Source organism: Sinomonas notoginsengisoli, from assembly GCF_021554725.1.
Classification (GTDB): domain Bacteria; phylum Actinomycetota; class Actinomycetes; order Actinomycetales; family Micrococcaceae; genus Sinomonas; species Sinomonas notoginsengisoli.
The window spans coordinates 341523-361744 of the sequence record NZ_JAIZDP010000001.1; the positions used below are offsets into that span (position 1 = coordinate 341523).

At 67.9% G+C, this 20222-nt stretch carries 19 protein-coding genes; 5 read left to right on the forward strand and 14 right to left on the reverse strand.

All coding sequences use genetic code 11. The features are described 5' to 3' along the window. Window positions 1-53 precede the first annotated feature (53 nt). The 5 genes from LF262_RS01535 to LF262_RS01555 form a co-directional block, all read right to left on the reverse strand. The gene (locus tag LF262_RS01535; RefSeq protein WP_235778532.1) at window positions 54-1610 is read right to left on the reverse strand and encodes an LCP family protein; all 1557 of its coding nucleotides are present in this window, start codon (window positions 1608-1610) and stop codon (window positions 54-56) included. A gap of 85 nt (window positions 1611-1695) precedes the next feature. Then, entirely contained in the window at window positions 1696-2646 is a 951-nt protein-coding gene (era, locus tag LF262_RS01540) for a GTPase Era (RefSeq protein WP_235778533.1), read from the reverse strand. Continuing rightward, window positions 2639-3937, reverse strand: a complete 1299-nt coding sequence (locus LF262_RS01545; protein ID WP_235778534.1) for a hemolysin family protein — start codon at window positions 3935-3937, stop codon at window positions 2639-2641. Before LF262_RS01545 ends, era begins: the two co-directional genes overlap by 8 nt. Beyond that, window positions 3934-4407, reverse strand: a complete 474-nt coding sequence (gene ybeY / locus LF262_RS01550) for an rRNA maturation RNase YbeY (protein WP_235778535.1) — start codon at window positions 4405-4407, stop codon at window positions 3934-3936. The genes LF262_RS01545 and ybeY overlap by 4 nt, the downstream gene beginning before the upstream one ends. Then, window positions 4404-5552 carry a PhoH family protein gene (locus LF262_RS01555; RefSeq protein WP_372462729.1) on the reverse strand — a complete coding sequence of 383 codons (1149 nt, stop codon included), beginning with the start codon at window positions 5550-5552 and terminating at the stop codon, window positions 4404-4406. Before LF262_RS01555 ends, ybeY begins: the two co-directional genes overlap by 4 nt. A 252-nt stretch (window positions 5553-5804) precedes the next feature. Between LF262_RS01555 and LF262_RS01560 the strand changes: the two genes are divergently transcribed. Continuing rightward, window positions 5805-6713: a GerMN domain-containing protein gene (locus LF262_RS01560; protein WP_235778537.1), complete on the forward strand. Its 909-nt coding sequence runs from the start codon at window positions 5805-5807 to the stop codon at window positions 6711-6713. On the opposite strand, the gene LF262_RS01565 is transcribed toward LF262_RS01560, so the two are convergent. From LF262_RS01565 to hrcA, 3 genes are read right to left on the reverse strand one after another with little or no spacing between them, the layout of a single operon-like run. After that, complete coding sequence (locus LF262_RS01565; RefSeq protein WP_235778538.1) at window positions 6703-7512, reverse strand: 16S rRNA (uracil(1498)-N(3))-methyltransferase; 810 nt, start codon at window positions 7510-7512, stop codon at window positions 6703-6705. The genes LF262_RS01560 and LF262_RS01565 overlap by 11 nt on opposite strands. 1 nt (window position 7513) lies before the next feature. Then, complete coding sequence (dnaJ, locus tag LF262_RS01570) at window positions 7514-8641, reverse strand: molecular chaperone DnaJ (RefSeq protein WP_235778539.1); 1128 nt, start codon at window positions 8639-8641, stop codon at window positions 7514-7516. A 17-nt stretch (window positions 8642-8658) separates the two neighbouring features. Continuing rightward, a complete protein-coding gene (gene hrcA, locus LF262_RS01575) occupies window positions 8659-9675 on the reverse strand; it encodes a heat-inducible transcriptional repressor HrcA (protein WP_235778540.1) in 1017 nt (338 codons plus the stop codon). Window positions 9676-9841: 166 nt separating this feature from the next. Between hrcA and LF262_RS01580 the strand changes: the two genes are divergently transcribed. Both LF262_RS01580 and LF262_RS01585 read left to right on the forward strand, forming a co-directional pair. After that, on the forward strand, window positions 9842-10693 hold the full coding sequence (locus LF262_RS01580) for a DUF3097 domain-containing protein (protein ID WP_235778541.1): 852 nt from the start codon (window positions 9842-9844) through the stop codon (window positions 10691-10693). 45 nt (window positions 10694-10738) lie between these two features. Then, window positions 10739-11167 (forward strand): DUF4870 domain-containing protein, encoded by a 429-nt coding sequence (locus LF262_RS01585; RefSeq protein WP_372462730.1) that lies wholly within the window; start codon window positions 10739-10741, stop codon window positions 11165-11167. 9 nt (window positions 11168-11176) lie between these two features. Here LF262_RS01585 and hemW read toward each other — a convergent pair whose 3' ends face one another. Together hemW and lepA are read right to left on the reverse strand one after the other, a co-directional pair. After that, a complete protein-coding gene (gene hemW / locus LF262_RS01590) occupies window positions 11177-12424 on the reverse strand; it encodes a radical SAM family heme chaperone HemW (protein WP_235778543.1) in 1248 nt (415 codons plus the stop codon). A gap of 2 nt (window positions 12425-12426) precedes the next feature. Next, entirely contained in the window at window positions 12427-14289 is a 1863-nt protein-coding gene (lepA, locus tag LF262_RS01595) for a translation elongation factor 4 (protein WP_235778544.1), read from the reverse strand. A gap of 64 nt (window positions 14290-14353) precedes the next feature. Between lepA and LF262_RS01600 the strand changes: the two genes are divergently transcribed. Next, complete coding sequence (locus tag LF262_RS01600; protein ID WP_235778545.1) at window positions 14354-14869, forward strand: type II toxin-antitoxin system PemK/MazF family toxin; 516 nt, start codon at window positions 14354-14356, stop codon at window positions 14867-14869. 162 nt (window positions 14870-15031) lie between these two features. Continuing rightward, window positions 15032-15295 (forward strand): 30S ribosomal protein S20, encoded by a 264-nt coding sequence (rpsT, locus tag LF262_RS01605; RefSeq protein ID WP_235778546.1) that lies wholly within the window; start codon window positions 15032-15034, stop codon window positions 15293-15295. A gap of 78 nt (window positions 15296-15373) precedes the next feature. Here the strand turns inward: rpsT and holA are convergent, their stop codons facing one another. The 4 genes from holA to LF262_RS01625 all read right to left on the reverse strand — a co-directional run bounded on the left by holA (window position 15374) and on the right by LF262_RS01625 (window position 20144). Continuing rightward, complete coding sequence (holA, locus tag LF262_RS01610) at window positions 15374-16411, reverse strand: DNA polymerase III subunit delta (RefSeq protein ID WP_235778547.1); 1038 nt, start codon at window positions 16409-16411, stop codon at window positions 15374-15376. Between the two features lie 28 nt (window positions 16412-16439). Beyond that, window positions 16440-18293 carry a ComEC/Rec2 family competence protein gene (locus LF262_RS01615; RefSeq protein WP_235778548.1) on the reverse strand — a complete coding sequence of 618 codons (1854 nt, stop codon included), beginning with the start codon at window positions 18291-18293 and terminating at the stop codon, window positions 16440-16442. After that, window positions 18290-18943, reverse strand: coding sequence for a ComEA family DNA-binding protein (locus tag LF262_RS01620; RefSeq protein WP_235778549.1), 654 nt, complete (start codon window positions 18941-18943; stop codon window positions 18290-18292). Before LF262_RS01620 ends, LF262_RS01615 begins: the two co-directional genes overlap by 4 nt. 331 nt (window positions 18944-19274) lie before the next feature. Continuing rightward, window positions 19275-20144, reverse strand: coding sequence for a DegV family protein (locus LF262_RS01625; protein ID WP_235778550.1), 870 nt, complete (start codon window positions 20142-20144; stop codon window positions 19275-19277). Between the last annotated feature and the right edge of the window lie 78 nt (window positions 20145-20222).

Here is a 20222-nt window from a genome sequence, read left to right on the forward strand (position 1 = left end):
GGGAGCGGGTTCCGCTAGGGATCGCGGGATCCGCTCTCTGTACGCCGCGGCCGCTACTGGCCGAAGGCCGCCTGGCACGTCTGCTGCTCGGCGGTCTGCGACACGATGTTGTCCGGTACCTTCGGGGTGTACTTCTCACCCGAGGCGAAGTCAGCGCCGGCGAGGAGCTGGACGCCGTAGATCGCGCGCGAGGGCTGGATCTGGGCGGCGGGCAGGTTGAACTGCGCGGCGATGTCCTTCGCCACATCCTCGAACCCTGCGCTGTAGTACACCGTGGTGGAGTCGGCCGGGGCGGCGGCGAATGCGGAGGTCTGCGTGAACCCCGCGGACGCGAGGAGCTTCACGAGCTCCTGGGCCCGGCCGGGGGCCGCAGAGCCATTTGCGACCGAGACCGGCTGGGCCGCCTTGGCGTAGGCAGCGGTGGGCGCGGCGACCGGTGCAGGCACCGTGCTCGGGGCGGTGCCTGCAGGCGACGCGCTCGGGGACGCGCTGGCGGAGGGCGGAGCCGTGAGGTCGCGCCCCTCCCGCATCGCTTGGAAGAGACCCTCCGCGTCCGGCTCCTTGAGCTGGATGCGCGCCGGATCCGGAGCGTACTGCGCCCACGGCACCGTCACGAAGGCGACCTTCGGCAGGTCCACATTCTTGAGGCGGTTGCCGATGGTGGTCAGAGACTGCGGGTTGGCGAGACCGGAGTCGACAGTGAGGTTCTTGGTGATCGTATCCGCGATCGAGAGCATCTTGGGGACGTTCGTGAGGGTCCCGTCAGAGCGGACCTTCCGTGCCAGCGAGGCGAGGAACGCCTGTTGTGACTTGATGCGGGAAAGGTCGCTGCCATCACCGACCCCGTGCCGGCTGCGAAGGAATGCCAGGGCCTGCTCGCCCTGGACGGTATTCGTGCCTGCGTTGAGCTTGAGCCCCGCCGCAGGATCGTCGATGGCCGCGTTGACGCACACGTCGACGCCGCCGATCGTGTTGGAGAGCTCCTTCACTGCGTTGAAGTCTGCGAGGAGGAAGTGGTCAATGGTCAGACCGGTGATCTTGTTGATCGCGTCCAAGAGGCAGCCGGGGCCGGCCTCCTCCATGGCTGAATTCAACTGGCCGGGATTCTGGGCGGGGAACGCCTTGTGGGTCTTCGGGTCCGTGCATGCGGGGATGGGGACCATGAGGTCACGCGGGAAGCTCGTCATGGAGATCTGCTTGTTGTCCTCGGAGATGTCCATGAGGATCATGACGTCGGAGTTGCCATAACCGCTGCTGTCCGCCTGCGAGCCGTACTCACTGTTGGCACCGTCCCGGGTGTCGGTGCCCATGATGAGGATCTGAAGACGATCCGTTGCATCGTTCGAGGCATCGGCGGTGGTGTTCCCCGCTGAGAGTGGCGCCTGGCGGAGGTTGGTCCCGAGTCTGATCAACCAGTAGCCGGCAAATGCCAAGACCGCCACGAGCACGAGGGCGACAATACCGCCGGCGATCTTCAGGCCGAAGCGTCGAGCACCCGCCGCGCGCCCATGGCGCACGGGCATCGAACCGTCGGGACGGACATGATGAACGCCGCTTCGGCGCACTGTGTTGCGGTGCACCGCGGGCGCGGCGTCAGCACGTCGAGCCAAGGGGGGCCTTCCTGCGAACGATTCAAGGTCACCCTATCGTAACCGCCCGTGCTGAGAGGTCGCTGTGGGCGGTCCACAGCGAGGTCTAGAAGCCGAGCTTGCCGAGCTGCTTGGGGTCGCGCTGCCAGTCTTTCGCAACCTTGACATGCAGGTCCAGGTAAATCCGGGTCCCTAGCAGCGCCTCAATGCCCCGCCTCGCCGTGGACCCAACCTCACGCAGGCGGGAACCTCCCTTGCCGATGATGATGGCCTTCTGCGAAGGCCGTTCCACGAAGAGATTGACCCGGACGTCCACGAGCGGATTGTCCTCGCTGCGGCCCTCACGTGGCACGATCTCCTCGACCACGACGGCGAGCGAGTGGGGAAGCTCATCCCGCACACCCTCAAGTGCCGCCTCGCGGATGAGTTCGGCCACCATGACCGCCTCAGGCTCATCCGTGAGCTCGCCGTCGGGGTAGAGCGGCGGGGACGGCGGCATGTGGTCGATGAGGACATCCTCGACCGTCGACACCTGGTACCCGTCCTGGGCGGAGACCGGCACCACGTCGGCGAAGCCCTCTCCTCCGAACGCCTCGCGGCCGAGGGCGTCAACCGCCACGAGCTGCTCCGTGAGCTGCGCACGGTTCACGAGGTCCGCCTTAGTCACAAGTGCAACAATCGGCTTGCGTGGAACGCCCGCCAGCTTGTTGGCGATGAATCTGTCCCCTGGCCCGATCCGCTCGTTGGCCGGGATGCAGAAGCCGATCACATCGACTTCGGACAGCGTTTCAGCAACGAGATCGTTGAGGCGCTGGCCCAGAAGGGTGCGCGGGCGGTGCAGCCCAGGCGTGTCGACGAGGATGAGCTGGCCGTCACTACGGTGGACAATCCCCCGGATGGTATGGCGCGTGGTCTGCGGCTTCGCCGATGTGATGGCGACCTTCTGGCCCACGAGGGCATTGGTCAGCGTTGACTTCCCCGCGTTCGGGCGTCCGACGAGTACGGCGAATCCGGCACGGTAATTGGGGGCGGCCAGCCCTTTGTCGGTGTCAGCCATGAGTGCTCCCTGTCTGATCGGTCTTCTCGGGTGCCGTGGGCGCCTCTGCACGCTCGGCCAGGATGTGGGTGATGCGGTTCCTGCGGCCTACGCGCCGCTCCGCCGTGAGCCTGATGCCGTGGACCGCAGCGCTGCTGCCCACGATGGGCACGCGTCCCAGGCCTTTGGCGAGGAGGCCGCCTACCGTCTCGACCTCGTCGTCCTCGAGGTCGACGTCGAACAGTTCGCCGAGATCGTCCAGGCTCATCCGCGCGGTGACCCGGAACCGGCCGTCACCCAGATCGACGGACTCCGCCTCGTCGTCGTCATACTCGTCGACGATCTCCCCCACGAGCTCTTCGATGAGGTCTTCGAGCGTCACGAGGCCGGCGGTTCCACCGTACTCGTCCACCACGATCGCGAGGTGGATGTACTCCCGCTGAAGCTCCTTGAGCAGATCGTCCACGGGCTTGGACTCCGGGACGAATCGTGGCTCGCGGGCGAGCGGGTCGACGGCCTCTTCGCCGGCCGCGGCGTCCTCGTGGATCCTCGCAGCGACGTCCTTGAGGTACAGGATGCCCGTGACGTCGTCGAGGCTCTCCCGGAACACTGGCACCCGCGAGCAGCCTGAGCGCAGGAATAGGGACATCGCCTGCCTGAGCGTCGAACCGGATTCGATCGCGATGATATCCGTCCGCGGGACCATGACAGCACGCACGAGTGTCTCGCCGAGCTCGAACACCGACTGCAGGAGCTCGGCCTGCTCATCCTCGAGGTCCTCGGTGTCGCTTGAACGTTCGACGAATTCGCGCAGCTCGGTCGACGTGTACGTGGCTTCCTCGTGCTCGGGGTCAGTTCCCGTCGCGGCACTGCCGAGCCGGACGAGCCAACCGGGCACCGGGCCGAGGATTGCGCGGAGGCCCTCGACGAGAGGCGCGGCAGCCGCCGCGATCGGGAGCGCGTGTTGCCTGCCCAGCTGGCGCGGGGACACGCCGACAAGGAGGAAGCCTATGAGAGCCATGACGAAGGTCGCCGCGAGGCCGGCGAGCCAGACACTGTCGAGCCAGCTGTGGACGAGGACCGCCACCGCGACGGCGGCAGCCGTCTCGAACCAGATGCGCCAGAAACGCGTGGCATGGATGTGCGGAACTGGGTCCGCGAGGATCTTGGCGAGGGAAGGGGCCCGGCCTGTTTCGACCCGTTCTTCGGCATCGTGCCGAGGCAGGAAGGCAAAAGCCGCCTCGGCCGCCGAGAGGAACCCGGCCAGCGCGACGAAGATGAGGGCGAGGATGAGCAGGAGTGCTGTGGTCACGCCACCGTCTCGCTCGGTGCCGGGCGTCCGAGGAACTCGGTGAGCAGCTCGCGCTGCAGTGTGAACATCTCCTCGCGCTCTTCGGGTTCGGTGTGGTCGAAGCCCAGAAGGTGGAGGAGCCCGTGCGTGGCGAGGAGCAGTACTTCGTCATCGGCCGAGTGCCCGCCGCGCTGGGCCTGCTGGGCCGCGACCTGCGGGCAGATAGCGATGTCCCCGAGCATCCCCTGGGGAGTCGGCCTGCCAGGGGCTCCGGGAGTGAGCTCGTCCATCGGCACCGAGAGGACGTCGGTGGGCCCGGGCTCATCCATGAGCTCGAGGTGAAGGCGCTCCATCGCTTCCTCGTCGACCAGCAGGATCGACAGCTCAGTCTGGGGATGCAGCCACAGGCGCTCGAACACGAACCGGCCGAGGCGGACGAGGGCTTCGGCGTCGACGCCCAGACCCGATTCGTTGTTGACTTCGATGCTCACGATCCCAGCTTAGACTCGGGCCCTGCTGCGGACGCGGTGCCGGCCTCGTGCTGACGCGCGGCACGCTCGCGGCGCCGCTCCTGCTTGGCGCGCTCGGTGACATCCCACCGTCCGTAAGCATCGACGATGTCGCTTACAAGCCGGTGGCGCACCACATCTGAGGCATCCAGGACACAGAAGCTCACGTCCTCGACGCCCTGCAGTATCTGCTGCACGATCCGCAGGCCGGAGGCTGTTCCTGAGGGCAGGTCGACCTGGGTGATGTCCCCTGTGACGACCATCTTCGAGCCGAATCCCAAGCGCGTGAGGAACATCTTCATCTGCTCAGGCGTGGTGTTCTGAGCCTCGTCGAGGATGATGAACGCATCATTGAGCGTGCGGCCGCGCATATACGCGAGCGGTGCTACTTCGATCGTGCCGGCCGCCATGAGGCGCGGGATCGACTCGGGGTCCATCATGTCGTGCAGGGCGTCGTACAACGGACGCAGGTACGGATCGATCTTGTCGCTGAGGGTGCCAGGGAGGAAGCCGAGGCGCTCCCCCGCCTCGACAGCCGGGCGCGTGAGGATGATGCGGCTCACGTCCTTGTGCTGCAAGGCCTGCACGGCCTTGGCCATGGCCAGGTACGTCTTGCCCGTTCCAGCAGGGCCAATGCCGAAGATAACCGTGTTGGCGTCGATCGCGTCGACGTATTCCTTCTGGTTGGCCGTCTTCGGTCGGATCGTGCGGCCACGGCTCGAGAGGATGTTGTGGGTCAGCACGTCGGAGGGGTTCGCAACGGTCTGCGTGCGCAGCATCGCCACGAGCTGCTCGAGCGAGGCAGTCGTGACAGTGGCGCCGCTGGCAGCTATCGCAGCGACTTCCTCGAAGAGGCGGCGGATGTGCGGCGCTTCGGCGGGCGGCCCAACGATCGTGAGCTCGTTGCCCCGCACGTGGATGGAGACCGAGGGGAACTGCTCCTCGATGTACCGAAGCGCCTCGTCATGGGGCCCCAGTATCCGGACCATTTCCTCGCTCGAACCGAAGTGCAGGACTTCAGTGCGCGCTGCCGGGGTGGTGTGCGGGAACTCCGCTGTCACGGGCAGATCTCTCCTTGTCGGTGGCTCGCCGTGGATGGGCTGGAGTGGCACGGCTACCGGCTCCATCCTACTGCCCGGCGTCCGATCCACTCGCTGAGGGTTCGCCGCGGAATGTCGTTGAAAATATCAATCGTGCATCACTTGGGAAACAGTTCGCCCAGCGCCGCCCGCACACTGTGACACTGTGCCAAGCTGGACGATGGCCCGGGCAGGACGCCGGGCAACCAAGCCGCGCGCTGATGAGAAAAAGGAGCTATGCGACATCGAGCAAGGCAGGCATGGCCGAGGACCCGGCAACGGTCTTCAGCCGCTTCAGCCTTGTTCGTCGGCGCCCTGCTCCTCGCCGCAGGCCCGGGGCTCGCTGCCTGCACCGCGACGGGTACGCCCCAGCCGAGCATCGCGGCTGGATCCACGGCCGGCCCCTCGAACGGAAGTACCCAGACTTCGGCGCCGCTCGAGACGTCCCAGAGCTCGGCCAAGGCACCGGTGTACTGGCTCGGCAAGGCTCGGGACGGCGTATACCTGTACCGCGAGTTCCGAGACACCGACAACAACAGGGACAACCCCATCGCCACCGCGCTGCGGATCATGATGTCGCAGAAGCCCTTGGACCCCCACTACTTCACCCCGTGGCAGCCGCCCAAGAAGCTCGCCGCATCCGTTTCCGGCCGCAACTACATCACGGTCGACGTCTCCGCGGACGCGTTCAACACCGGAGTCGATGAGCCTACGGCTCAGCTCGCCGTCCAGCAGCTCGTCTATACCGCGACGGCTGCCGCGGCGAGTTCCGGCCTCGTCGATGCCGGCCAGCCCACTTCGGTCATGCTCCTCGTCGATGGACGGACATCACAGCTGGCGTTCCAGCGTGTCCAGCTCGGCCAGCTCATGCAACGGGACCCCACGATGGTTGCTCCCGTGTGGATCATCGACCCGCAGGAGGCCAGCGAGGTCACCGGGGCCCTCAAGGTGTTCGGACGGGCCACGGCGCCGGACAGGCCTTTCGCGTGGCAGATCCTGCGCCGCGAGGGGCAGGGGACCAAGTCCAGCTACGTCAGCGGCTCGGTGAGCTCCGGCAGCGCCCCGGGCCATGTCGGCGAGTTCACGTTCTCAGTGAACCTTCCGCCGGGCGACTATGAGCTGAGGATCCTGCCCTCCGACGATCCCTCGGCACCAGTCACGTCGAGCACGAGCGCGTGGGACTCCAGGATCTTCACCGTCAAGGGGTAAGAGTTCCGTCCCGGCCTCGCCATCGCCCCAACCGGTCTCCGGCGAGGGCGAGGGCGGCCGGTCCAGCAGTCGACGACCGCAGCACGTGCGGTCCCAGCAATGCGACTCGGGCACCGGCAGACCTGAAGCGCTCCAACTCCGCAGGGCTGATGCCGCCCTCGGGACCGACGATGAACAGGATCTCGCCCGTCGCCGGTGTCGGTTCGGCAGCGGGAGCAGACTGAGCGGTGATGGCATCGAGCACCGCCGAGAGCGGCTCCGTCGCCTCCTCGTGGAGCACGACGGCGAGGCGCGCCGCCTCAATCCTACGAACCAGCCGGGCGCCGTCGTGGGGTGCCTCCACTGGGGGGACGGTCGCGCGGCGCGCCTGCTTCGCCGCGGCGAGCACCACCGAGCGCCACTTGGCGAGGCCCTTGTCGGCGCGTTCGGCCTTCCACCTCACGATGGAACGCTCCGCCTGCCATGGGACGACGGCATCCACACCGAGCTCGGTGGCCGTCTCTACCGCGAGCTCGTCCCGGTCCCCCTTGGCGAGCGCCTGGACGAGGACCAAGCGGAACGGCGGGGCCTTCTCCCGACACACGTTCTCGACCAGGACGCCGAGCAGGGAGCCCTCGGCGCGGGACACGATCCCGACAGCGCGCACTCCGGCGCCGTCGGCCAGATCGACCCCCTCCCCCACAGTGAGCCGTCTGACCGTGACAGCGTGGCGGCCCTCCGCGCCCTCGACCGTCACGACGGCGCCGGGGACAGCGCCGTCAAGCGAGCCGGCGGGCACATAGAAGAGGGGCCGGGACATGTCAGAGGTTGCCGAGCCTGTCGCGCAGCTTCGCGAACACGCCCCCGCTGCCCACCAGCTTGCCCTCCCCGACCTGCTCACCCCGGAGCTTGGCGAGCTGGCGCAGGAGTTCTTCCTGCTCGGCGTCGAGCTTCGTCGGCGTCTCGACCTTGACATGGACCAGCAGGTCCCCGCGGCCCATGCCGCGCAGCCGGGTGACGCCGAGGCCTTGGAGGGTCACGACGTCGCCAGACTGGCTTCCGGGGCGCAGCGTGACCTGCTGCTCGCCGTCGAACGTCTCGAGGGTCAAGTCCGCACCGAGTGCGGCCGCGGTCATCGGCACGCTCAGAGTCGCGTGCAGGTCGTCTCCCTCACGGCTGAACATCGAGTGGGACGCGACACGGATCTCGACATAAAGGTCGCCGGACGGGCCACCAGCCGTCCCGGCCTCGCCCTGGCCCGCGAGTTGGATGCGCGTGCCGGTCGAGACGCCCGCGGGGATCTTCACTGTGAGGGAGCGCCGGCTGCGCACGCGGCCCTCGCCGCCGCACTCGTTGCACGGGCTGGGAATCTCAGTGCCGAATCCTTGGCAGCTGGGGCATGTGGCCATGGTCATGACCTGGCCGAGGATCGAGCGCACGGGACGCTGGATATGGCCTGCGCCGCCGCACACGCTGCACCGCACCGGCTCGGTGCCCGGCTCACAGCACGAGCCCCCACAGCGCTCGCACATGACCGCCGTATCGACCTCGAGCTTCTTGTTGACGCCGAACACCGCGTCCTTGAGCTCGATCCGCACCGCGATCAGGGCATCCTGTCCGCGCCGCACGCGCGAGGCGGGCCCGGACTGCGCCGCCCCGCCGCCGAAGAACGTCTCAAAGATGTCCTGGAACGCGAACCCTGCACCGTTGTAGGCGCCGGGGTAGCCGTTGTCGGTGCCGTTCTCGTTGCCCGTCGTGTCGTACACCCGGCGCTTGGCGGGATCCGAGAGGACCTCATACGCATGCGTCACGGTCTTGAACTGCTCAGCCGCGTCCTCCCCGGGATTGATGTCCGGGTGCAGCTTGCGGGCGAGCTTCTTGTAGGCCTTCTTGATCTCCTCTGGGGTCGCGTCGCTCGGGACACCAAGGGTTTCGTAGTGACTGCTCACGATTCTCTTTCTGTTGCTCAGCTGCCGGCGATGATCTTGGACAGGTAGCGGGCCACCGCCCTGACCGCCGCCATGGTCGCCGGATAGTCCATTCGAGTCGGGCCCAGGACGCCCACCTTCGCACCGTCATCCTGCCCGTACCCCGTCGCGACGACAGACGTCTCGGTGAGGCTCACGTATGGATTCTCCCGGCCGATCGTCACGGTGACACCACGGGGATCGCTGGCCATCTCCGACAGGAGGCGGAGCAGGACGACCTGCTCTTCGAGCGCTTCGAGGACGGGCGAGATGCTCTGCAAAAAGTCACTGTTGGAGCGGGCCAGATAGGCGGTGCCTGCCATGACCATGCGGTCCTCGCGGCTCGACTCGGCGAGTATGCCGAGGCCTTGCGCGAGCTCTGCGCCGAGGCGCTGGTCCTGCGGGGGAAGGGCGGCCACGACCTCCGCCGCGGCGACCGGGACACGCGCCACAGAGGTTCCGTTGAGCCCCTCGAGGAAGCGCTGGCGCAAGTAGGCGAGCCTGTCGCGGTCCACGTCCTCGCCCACCGTGTGGACGCGCTGCTCGACCGTGCCCGTGTCTGCGATCAGGACTAGGAGAATCTGCCGGGGGGCCAGGGACACCGCTTCGACATGACGCACGCGCGCTCGGCCCAGCTGGGGGTACTGCACGACGGCGACCTGGTTCGTCAGCTGGGAAAGCAGCCGTACGGTACGCTCCAGGACGTCGTCGAGATCCTCGGCGCCGTCCAGCAGGGTCTGGATCGCCTGCTTCTCCGCCGAGGACAGCGGCCGGACCGCGGCCAGATGGTCGACGAAGACGCGGTAGCCCTTGTCCGTGGGCACTCGTCCCGCACTCGTATGCGGGGCGGTGATGAGCCCATCGTCCTCAAGGGCCGCCATGTCGTTGCGGATCGTGGCGCTCGAGACACCGAGCTGGTGGCGCTCGACGAGCGCCTTGGACCCGACGGGCTCACGGAAATGGACATAGTCCTCCACAATGGCCCGCAGCACATCGAGTTTGCGGGGCTCGTTCATCACACCTCCTGTTGGCAAGGCCACAACACCGCACGCGTGTTAGCACTCACCCGGACCAAGTGCCAAGTCTATTATGCCTTCGCCTCGAGTGGGCGGACTCGTCCTGTGCCTTCCGACACGGCGCGGCACTCCAAGGGAGCCGGCCGCGCCGCGTAGCATGCCACGGGTGGACCGACTCTCCTATGACGCGTGGGGACCAGCCGAGCTCGCTGCCCCGGCCAGAACCGAGCTCCCGGTGGTCCCCGTCGAGAGGGGGCTCGTCCTCGAGGATGCTGAGACCGGCTGGGTAGGGGCCGTAACCCGCGTCGAGAAGTCCGGCGGCATGCATGTGATGAGCCTCGAGGACCGCAATGGACGCTCCCGCTCATTCCCGCTCGGGTTCGGATTCCTCATCGACGGCCGCCCGGTCCGGGTCGGCCCTCCCGCTGTCCGGAAGGCGCCTGCAGTTCCGATCCGCACGGCGTCCGGCTCTGTTCGGGTTGAGGGCATGCGCGCGCAGGTGGCCAAGGCAAGCCGCATCTGGGTCGAGGGCAAGCACGACGCCGAACTCGTCGAGAAGGTGTGGGGAGACGACCTGCGCGTGGAGGGCATCGTCGTGGAGCCTCTCCATGGCATCGATGGCCTCGCATCCGCGGTCTCCGACTTCGGCCCGAGCCCCCAGCGGAAGCTCGGGATCCTCGTGGACCACCTTGTCAAGGGCTCCAAGGAGTCACGCATCGTCGCGGAGGCGGTGGCGACCCCGGGCGCCGCAGGGAACGTGCTCATCGTGGGGCACCCGTATGTGGACGTGTGGCAGGCGATCAAGCCCTCCACGCTCGGCATCCCCGCTTGGCCTTCGGTACCGCGCGGAATGGATTGGAAGACCGGAGTCCTGAAGGCCCTGGGCTGGCCTCGCTCGGGCGCCGAGGACATCGGCCTGGGCTGGCAGAAGCTCCTGGGTGCGGTGCGCACCTACGCTGACCTCGAACCCTCCCTCTTGGGGCGCGTTGAGGAGGTCATTGACTTCCTGACCGCGTGAACTGCAATCCTTGGATATTCTGGGAGGGCTTCTCATTCACGCCCGATCGAAACCAGAGGCAAGGACTTCCCAGTGGCCGACTATCCGCAGTACCGACGTGACCGCGATCCCTCTGATCGCGGCGACACCGGCCAAGCGCCGCTTACCGCGTCAGAGGACCGCCAGTGGGCTACCCTCGCGCACTTCGGGGGAATTCTAGGCTTCGTCCCCTCGCTGCTGATCTATCTGGTCTTCAAGGACCGCGGCCCGTTCACCGCGCAGGAGTCCAAGGAGGCACTCAACTTCACGCTCCCGCCCACAGTCGGGGCGATCCTGCTCAATTTCTTGGGGTTCGTTCCCTTCGTGGGGAGCGTCTTCTCGGTCCTCGCCACGCTCATCTGGCTCGCGATCACCGTGTACTCCGTGATTGCCGGCATCCAGGTCAATCGCGGTCAGCCGTACCGCTACCCCTACAACCTCCGCTTGATCGCGTAGGGTTCCGCCTCAGGGCAGAAGGCGCCGAACCACTGCATCAGCCAGGAGCCGCCCCCGCAGCGTGAGCACGAGGCGCCCCCGGAGCGCGGCCAGCCCCTCGACGAGCCCGTCCGCAATGAGTCCGGCGACGGCCGCGCGCCCGGCCGGATCGAGATCCGCCGTGGCCAGTCCGGTGGCAAGGCGAATCGTCAGAAGGACGCGCTCCACGTGACGCGTTGCGCCGTCGAGCGTCTCGCGTCCCGCGGCCGGCGACGCGCCCAATCCGATCCTGCCTGCATAGGCAGTCGGGTGCTTGACGTTCCACCAGCGCACTCCACCGACATGGGAATGAGCTCCGGGGCCGACACCCCACCAGTCGCCGCCGTTCCAGTACGCGAGATTGTGGGCGCATTCGAATCGCGCGCCCTCCCGGCCGGTGGACGCTCCCCGAGCCCAGTTGCTCACCTCGTACCAGTGGAATCCCGCCTCGGTGAGCACGGCGTCCGCGAGCTCGTACTTCTCGGCGTGGTCATCGTCGTCGACGTCGGGGACCTCGCCCCGGCGGATCTGGGCCGAGAGCTTGGTGCCTTCCTCAACAATCAGCGCGTAGGCGCTCACGTGGTCGGGCTCGCACGCCAAGGCCGCGTCGAGCGACGTTCGCCAGTCCGCGAGGCTCTCCCCCGGGGTGCCGTAGATGAGATCAAGGCTCACGTCGAGGCCCGCCTCGCGGGCCCAGTGGACGGCCTCCGGCACCCGGCTCGGCGTGTGAGTCCTGTCGAGGACCCTGAGCACATGCGGGACGGCCGACTGCATGCCGAAGGACACCCGGGTGAATCCGGCGTCCGCGAGGGTCCGCAGCGACTGGGGCGTCACCGAGTCCGGGTTCGCCTCGGTGGTCACCTCGGCGCCGGGCTCAAGGCCCCATTCCGCCACTGCCGCAGCGAGGATCGAGGCGAGGTCTCCGGCGGGCAGCAGTGTGGGCGTCCCACCGCCGAAGAAGACCGTGGACAGACGACGGCGAGGCACGCCGGACGCCTCCAGTACACCGGCCGCGAAGCCCACCTCAGATGCCGCCGTGGCCGCGTAGTTTGCCTGCGAGGCGCCGCCGCCGAGTTCGGTCGCGGTGTACGTGTTGAAGTCGCAGTATCCGCACCGGACCGAGCAGAAGGGGATGTGCGCGTACAGCGAGAAGCTCCTGCCCGCGGCGCCTTCGGCAGCCTGGGGCGGCAGGACGCCGTCGGCCGGCGCCGGATCCCCGAGAGGGAGTGCGCTCGGCATGGCTACTTCTTCGCTCGGTCCTTCGAGTCTTTCGACTCGTCTGTGGTGAGCGCGGCGATGAAGGCCTCCTGCGGCACCTCGACGCGGCCCACCATCTTCATGCGCTTCTTGCCTTCCTTCTGCTTCGCGAGCAGCTTGCGCTTGCGCGTGATGTCACCGCCATAGCACTTGGCGAGCACGTCCTTGCGGATGGCGCGGATGCTCTCCCGGGCAATGATCCGGGACCCGATCGCCGCCTGGATCGGTACCTCGAACTGTTGCCTCGGAATGAGTTCCCTCAATTTGCCCGTCATCATCACACCGTAGGCGTAGGCCTTGTCCCGATGGGTGATGGCGGAGAAGGCATCGACCTGCTCGCCCTGGAGCATGATGTCCACCTTGACAAGGTCGGCGGTCTGCTCGCCGTCGGACTTCCAGTCGAGCGACCCGTACCCGCGCGTCTTGGACTTGAGGATGTCGAAGAAGTCAAAGACGATTTCAGCCAGCGGCAGGCGGTAATGAATTTCCACCCTGTCCTCGGAAAGGTAGTCCATGCCTCCCATGACGCCGCGTCGGCTCTGGCACAGCTCCATGATGGCGCCGACAAACTCGTTCGGCGCAAGGATGGTGGCGGAGACCATCGGCTCGCGGACCTGAGTGATCTTCCCGGCCGGGAACTCACTGGGATTGGTGACGTGGACAATCGACTTGTCCTCGAGCGTTACCTCGTATTCGACGTTGGGTGCGGTGGAGATCAGGTCCAGCTTGTACTCGCGCTCGAGCCGCTCGCGGGTGATTTCCATATGCAGCAGGCCCAGGAAGCCCACCCTGAAGCCGAAGCCCAGCGCCGCCGACGTTTCCGGCACGTAGACGAGGGCCGCATCATTGAGCATGAGCTTCTCCAACGCGTCCCGGAGCACCGGGTAGTCGGTGCCGTCCAACGGATACAGGCCGGAGAACACCATGGGCTTGGCGTCGGCATAGCCGGGGAGAGATTCGGTGGCGGGCTTGGCGAGGTTGGTGACGGTATCGCCGACCTTGGAGAGGCGGACGTCCTTCACCCCGGTGATGAGGTAGCCCACCTCACCGACTCCGAGGCCCCTCGAGGGGGTCGGCTCCGGGGAGCTCACGCCGATCTCCAGGAGCTCGTGGCTGGCTTTCGTGGACATCATCTGGATGCGTTCGCGTGGATTGAGCGAACCGTCGACCACGCGCACATAGGTCACCACACCGCGATACGTGTCGTAGACCGAGTCGAAGATCATCGCGCGCGCCGGCGCGTTAGCGTCGCCCACGGGAGCCGGGATGTCCGCGACGATCCGGTCGAGCAGGCCCTCAACGCCCATGCCCGTCTTGCCGGAGACGCGCAGCACGTCATCTGGATCACCCCCGATCAGGCTGGCGAGTTCGGCCGCGTACTTCTCAGGCTGAGCCGCCGGGAGGTCGATCTTGTTCAGTACGGGGATGATCGTGAGGTCGTTCTCCATCGCGAGGTACAGGTTCGCGAGGGTCTGGGCCTCGATGCCCTGTGCGGCGTCGACGAGCAGGATAGCTCCCTCGCAGGCGGCAAGCGAACGCGACACCTCGTAGGTGAAGTCGACGTGGCCGGGTGTGTCGATCATGTTCAGCGCGTAGGCCGTGCCGCCGACCTCCCACGGCATGCGCACTGCCTGGGACTTGATGGTGATGCCGCGTTCGCGCTCGATGTCCATGCGGTCGAGGTACTGCGCCTTCATGTCGCGCGGCTGAACGATCCCGGTGAACTGCAGCATCCTGTCCGCGAGCGTCGACTTGCCGTGGTCGATGTGCGCAATGATGCAGAAGTTGCGGATGATCGACGGATCCGTCGCGGCAGGCACCGGCGCGGTGCGGGCCATGGGAGACACGGTGGAAGGTCCTCACTGTCCTTGCGGGGAATGCTGACTTCCTAGTCTCCCATAGGCTGTCCTCATGCTGCGCAGTCTCGCCTCCCGGTTCGTCTCCGCCGTTCGCTCCGCCCTGGGCACCGAGCCGCGCCTCAAGGGGCGGGCAACGCCGCTTCCGGCGCACGACGGCGAGCGGTTGCCTGGGCGCTATGCGGGCGACTTCACGGGCAAGGCCACAGTCGAGTACCGCCCGGACCCGGATGGGGAGGCTGATCCGGGCGAGATTGTATGGACCTGGGTGCCCTATGAGGAGGACCACTCACAGGGCAAAGACCGTCCGGTGCTCATCGTGGGCCGGCATGCTTCAGCCCTCCTGGCCCTGATGCTCACGAGCAGGGACCACGATGGGCGGGCACGGCAGGCCGACTACATTGACATCGGCACGGGCGACTGGGATCCGCAACGACGGCCCAGCGAGGTGAGGATAGACCGTGTGCTCCAGATTGACCCACGTGCGGTTCGCCGTGAGGGTGCTGTCCTCGCGCGGGCGCGGTTCGATCTCGTGGCGTCCGGGCTGCGGACTCGCCGAGGATGGCAATGATGACCCTCCGCGTCACGCCAGTCTGCTACCATTGACAGCTGTGTGTCCGTGCAGGTCGGCGGGCACTGACGACCGGCTGCCATAGGCATCCCCACGCCGCTCAGTCGATGGTCGGTCCGATGCCCTCTAGACCCTGTTGGCTTTAACAAGAGAGTTCCATACGTGGCAAACATCAAGTCCCAGAAGAAGCGCATTCTCACCAATGAGAAGGCTCGTCAGCGCAACATGGCGGTGAAGTCCGAGCTGAAGACGGCCATCCGGGCCGTCAACGCCGCCGTCGTCTCCACCGACAAGGACGCCGCTGTGTCCGCTCTGGCCCACGCGAGCAAGAAGCTCGACAAGGCCGTGAGCAAGGGCGTCATCCACAAGAACCAGGCCGCGAACCGCAAGGCCGGCATCGCGAAGAAGGTCGGCAAGCTCGCCTGACCCACGGTTTCCCGCGGCCGGGGCCGGCATCCGATTTCCGGGTGCCGGCCCCGGCCTTTTTCGTCCCTCTTTCGACTTTCAGCGGGCGCGGGCCGCGGAACTCACGATCCCGAGGGCTCGCTCGACCGCGTACGCCGGATCCCGCGAAAGCCCCTTGACCTCGGCGTCAGCCTCGGCGACCGCCCGGATGGCTTTGGCAAGGCTCTGGGCGGTCCAGCCGCGGATGTCCCGCTGCGCCTGTTCGACGAGCCATGGCTGCATGCCGAGATCCCGGGCAATGCTCTGCGCGGAGCCTCGAGCGCCGGCGACCTTCGCGAGCGTCCTGAGCTTGGAGGCGATGGCCGCGACCATCGGAACGGGGTCGACGCCGGTCTCAAGAGCATGGCGGAAGGCGGAAAGGGCCTTTGCCTTCTGGCCGCCCAATGCCGCATCCGCCACCTTGAAGGCCGTGGCCTCGACCCGGCCTCCGTAGTACTTCTCGACCGTCGCAGCATCCACGGTCGAGGAGGCGTCGAGCCGCAGCTGCGCGCAGGCTGCCGCGAGCTCGGCCAGGCTGCTCCCGACCGCCGCAACCAGCGCGTCGACCGCATCCCTCTCGATCCGGCGTCCGCTCCCCCGGAACTCTGCGGCCACGAAGGCCGCCTTGTCCGCATCCCTCTTCAGAGGCTGGCAGTCGATGACGGGCGCACCCGAGGCCCGCACGGCATCGAGGAGCTTCTTTCCCCTCGCCCCTCCTGAATGGCGCAGCACGAGGACGACGTCCCGTTCCGGGCTGGCGGTGTAGGCGAGGGCATCGCGGAGGAAGTCCTCGCTCATCGACTCGAGCCCGTGGACCTCGATGAGCTTGTTCTCCCCGAAGAGGGAGGGTGACGCCGCCATGAGGAGCTCGCCGCCGGAGTATCCCCCGGCATCGAGGCGCATGACCTCCAGATCGGGGCTCGTCGCACGCGCCTTGGCCCGGATCGTATCCATGGCGCGTGCCGAGATGTAGTCCTCTAGTCCGACGACGAGGACCACGGGCGCAGGCGCCGCGTCCCGCCAGTCCACCGTCCCAGAGCCCGTCGCGGCTGATCCTCGCGCCCCGCCGGAGCGGGATGTCCGTGCGGCGGGCGTCATGGCCGGCCGCCTGCTGTCGCCTGACTCGTCACCCGTCCACTCTCCCACGGGAACGTGCGCGGCCCAATCTGCGGACCGGGACGAGTGCCGAACGAAGCCTGTGCACGGGCAGGAGGCAGGCCGTGAGGACCGCGAGCCGGACGGAGGGAAGCAGGATGGCGCACAGAAAGCCTGCGTTCAGTGCCGATACTCCCATCATGGCGGCGGCTCCTCCCACTCCCTCGGGCCACGGCAGGGTAGCACCGGGCAGCGATGCCAGGATCCTTGCGACGTCAGCAACCGCCTGCGCGGCGGTCCCCCCGACAGCGGTGGCGAGAAACGCTGCCGGCGGGCACCACGAACAGGTGGCGAGCGCGAGCGTTCCGGCAACGGTAGCGAACGGCACGAACGGTGCGACCGCGAGATTCGCGGCGAGGGAGAGCGTCAGGAACGAAGGCTGGATGAGCACGATGAGCGGCCCGCACGTGAGCTGGGCAGACAGCGGCACGGCGAGCACCATGGCGCACCATCCGGGGAGCCGCGTCGCGAGGACCTGGGTGAGTGCAGGACCGATGAGGGAGATCCCGAGGGTCGCTGCGACCGAGAGGAGGAAGCCCATGCTCAGCGCGAGCGGAGGGTCGAGCAGCACGAGGACGAGGACAGCCGCGGACACCGCCGAGCAGCTGCGCCCCGCGCGCCCGCTCAGGAGGGCGATGAGCCCGACGGCGCCCATCGCGGCAGCGCGGACGACGCTCGGCTCAGGTCCCACAATGATCGTGAACGCCAGCAGGGCCGCGGCGCACCCGAGCGCCGCAGCCAAGCGCGATGCACGCATGGCCCTGAGCCCCAAGAGCACCGCACCCAACAACAGCGTGAAGTTTGCCCCGCTCACGGCCGTAAGGTGCCCGAGTCCGACGTCGCGCATGGCGTCCTCCAGGTCAGCCGGCAAGGCGCTCGTGTCACCCACAGTGATGCCGGGGAGGAGACCTGCCGCGTCCGTCCACATCCATTGGGCCGACTCGCGCAGCGACGCGCGGAGATCACCAATCAGCTCCCGTGCGCGATCGGAATCGACGACGCGGGGATGACCCGTCACCTTCAGCAGCGCCGCGCTGCCCGGATGTGCGGCAGGGACAATGCGTCCTGCCACCATGACAGTCGTGCCGGTCCGAAGGCGTTCCACCTCAGCGCCGCCTATGAGCCGAAGCGTGACCGATGCCGTGAATGCCTGGCCCGCACTGGTCGCATGCACAAGCCGGACGGGTGCGGCGAAATGCGGCCCTGAGCTGAAGGTGCCTCCCGGTCTCTGAGCGCTGGGCTCGCCTGTGATCTGGACGGTCGCGGTGGTCGGTCCCCCATCGACGAGCAGACTGCCTACCGGGCCCGCGTGCGCCGCCGCCCCGTGCCCGGCACCGGCAGTCAGCCCGGCAAGGAAGGACAGCGAGGCGCACACCACGAGGGTGGAAGCCACAGGCCAACGCGGGTTGCGGCCGGCAGTGTCCCGCACCCCGCCCGATCGCATGTCGCGTACATGGAGGGCGACGCCGGTGGCTGCCGCGAGGGCGGCGACACAGGCGGTCGCGGCGACGGCCAATGCGAGGGCGGCGTACCCGGCGACGGGCGGGGTGAGGAGCGGGGCCAACGCAGCCCCGATCCACGCCGCCGCACCGAGTGGGACAAGCCGCAGGTCTCTCCACCGACCGCTCGCGGCCCGACGAGCGGCTGGGTCGGCGGCAAACCAGCGGGAGGCCCCGAGCCTGAGCAGCGGGGAGGTGTTCGCGGGCCGCTCACCATCGGGCAGAGGCATCGCACCGCCCACGGCGGCGTCGCGGTAGCGATTCCAGGCGAGCCGTCGTCCGTCGACTGCAGAAGTCCGGGCGGAGTCGGGATCGCGGCGGGTCATCGGGCCGTCACCAACGGAAGGAGGGACTCGAGCATCTTCGGCCCGACCCCGCTGACGGCGTCGAGGTCTTCCGGTGCCGCGAAACGCCCGTGGGCGTTGCGGTAGTCGACAATTCGCTGCGCCAGCACAGGACCGACCCGGGGCAGGCTGCCGAGTTCCTCAGCGGTGGCGGTGTTGATGTTGACCCTGCCGGCCGATGCGCCGCCTGCTGGCATCTTGCCCCCGGCCGCTGACGTGCTCGAGGGCAGTGGCCCCTGGCTTCCGGTCTCTGGGCTCTCAGGCTCGCCGGACATCGGGACTCTGATTCGGATACCGTCTTCGACAGGCGCTGCGAGGTTGAGGCGGTCGACCTGAGCCTCCGCCGTGGCGCCGCCAGCCGCGGCCACTGCCTCGTGCACACGCGCACCCGGCGCGAGGTGGTACACGCCGGGCGCCGCGACCGCGCCCACCACGTGGACGGTGAGGCCGGTTCCGGCGGCCCCGGTGGGGGTACTGGACCGTTCCGTCGGCGTCTCGGACGCCCTGCCTCTCGCTTCAGGGACGGCGGACACCGCGTGGACGGCCGGTTGGGTCGTGTCAGCGATCCACCACCACACTGCGCACGCGGCCGCCAACAGGACGGCGATGACCATCGCAAGCCTCAGGGACACTGCGAGTCTCGGCGTACGTTCTCTGCGGGCAGCCTCGGGCCCAGGACGCTCGGCCCCCGGTTCTGTCGCCGAGTCCATCTCTTCCGGTCCGGCAGTCGTCGAGTGCGGGGCCGGTTCCGCCCTCGGGAGGTCAAGCAGCCCCTCATCACTGCCGGGCGACGCGGAGAAAAGGGTGTCCCAACGATGGCGGGCCTCCTGCCGCCGGCTGAGGGCTTCGCGCCTGGACCACACCATGGGCCAACGCTCGCATGTGAGAGCCGCTGCGTGCGATCAATGGACGCGCTATGTGGAGGACACATCGACGTGCGAGGCCTGTGGAGGGGATGTCACCTCACTGCGTCCGCAGGTTCTGGGCCGGTTCCAGGCTGGACGCGATGACCACGGCAAGGACGCCCAGCCCGGTGTGCGCGGCGAGGACCGCAGGCAGGGGCGAGAGGACGACGTCCTGGACGGCCAGCCCGAGATCCCCCGCGACGTCGGCAGCGAACCGTTCCGCTTCGGGCCGGTTGCCGAAATAGTGGACCGCGACCGCGGGTGCGCGAAGGGACGCCGCTCGGCCCACCGCGAGCTCCCTCAGCCGAGGGAGGGCCTTGGCCGCAGTCCGGATCCGCTCCAGCGGCACGATCAGGCCGTCCTTCAGCGTCAGGATCGGCTTGATGGCCAGCATCGCGCCCACGAGCGATGCCGCCGCGCCGATGCGCCCTCCTCGCCGGAGCTGCTCGAGGCTCGGCACATAGAACAGGACCTCGGCCCCGGCGAGGCGGTCGTCCGCGGCCCTTCGCACATCCGCCGTGGGTGCCCCTTGCGCGGCGGTGAGCACGGCGGCCCGCACTGCGAAGCCCAGTGCCATACCGGCAGTGTGCGAATCCACGACATCGACCGGGATGTCCACCCGCTCCGCGGCAACCCTTGCGGCGTCGGCTGTTCCCGAGAGCCTCCCGGAGAGATGCAGTGAGACGATACCTTCGAAGCCTGCCCGCTCGAAGCCTCGGAAAACGCGTTCGAACTGACCCGGTGCTGGCCTGGACGTACGCACCTGCCGCCCCGAGGCGAGGGCAAGGCTGAGCGGAGTGTCCACGTCCTGGCCGTCCGTGAAGATCTCGTCCCCCGCCATCACGGGCAGGACGACGCTCGCGAAACAGCCGGCATGCTCGAACTCCTCCGCCCATTCCTCGGGAAGGCCCGCGGCCGAATCGGTCACGACGGCCACCCTTGGACGCGGCGGGGTCGACGCCGCTGGGACATGCCCTGGGCGGAGCATGCCCCAGCGGCGACGAAG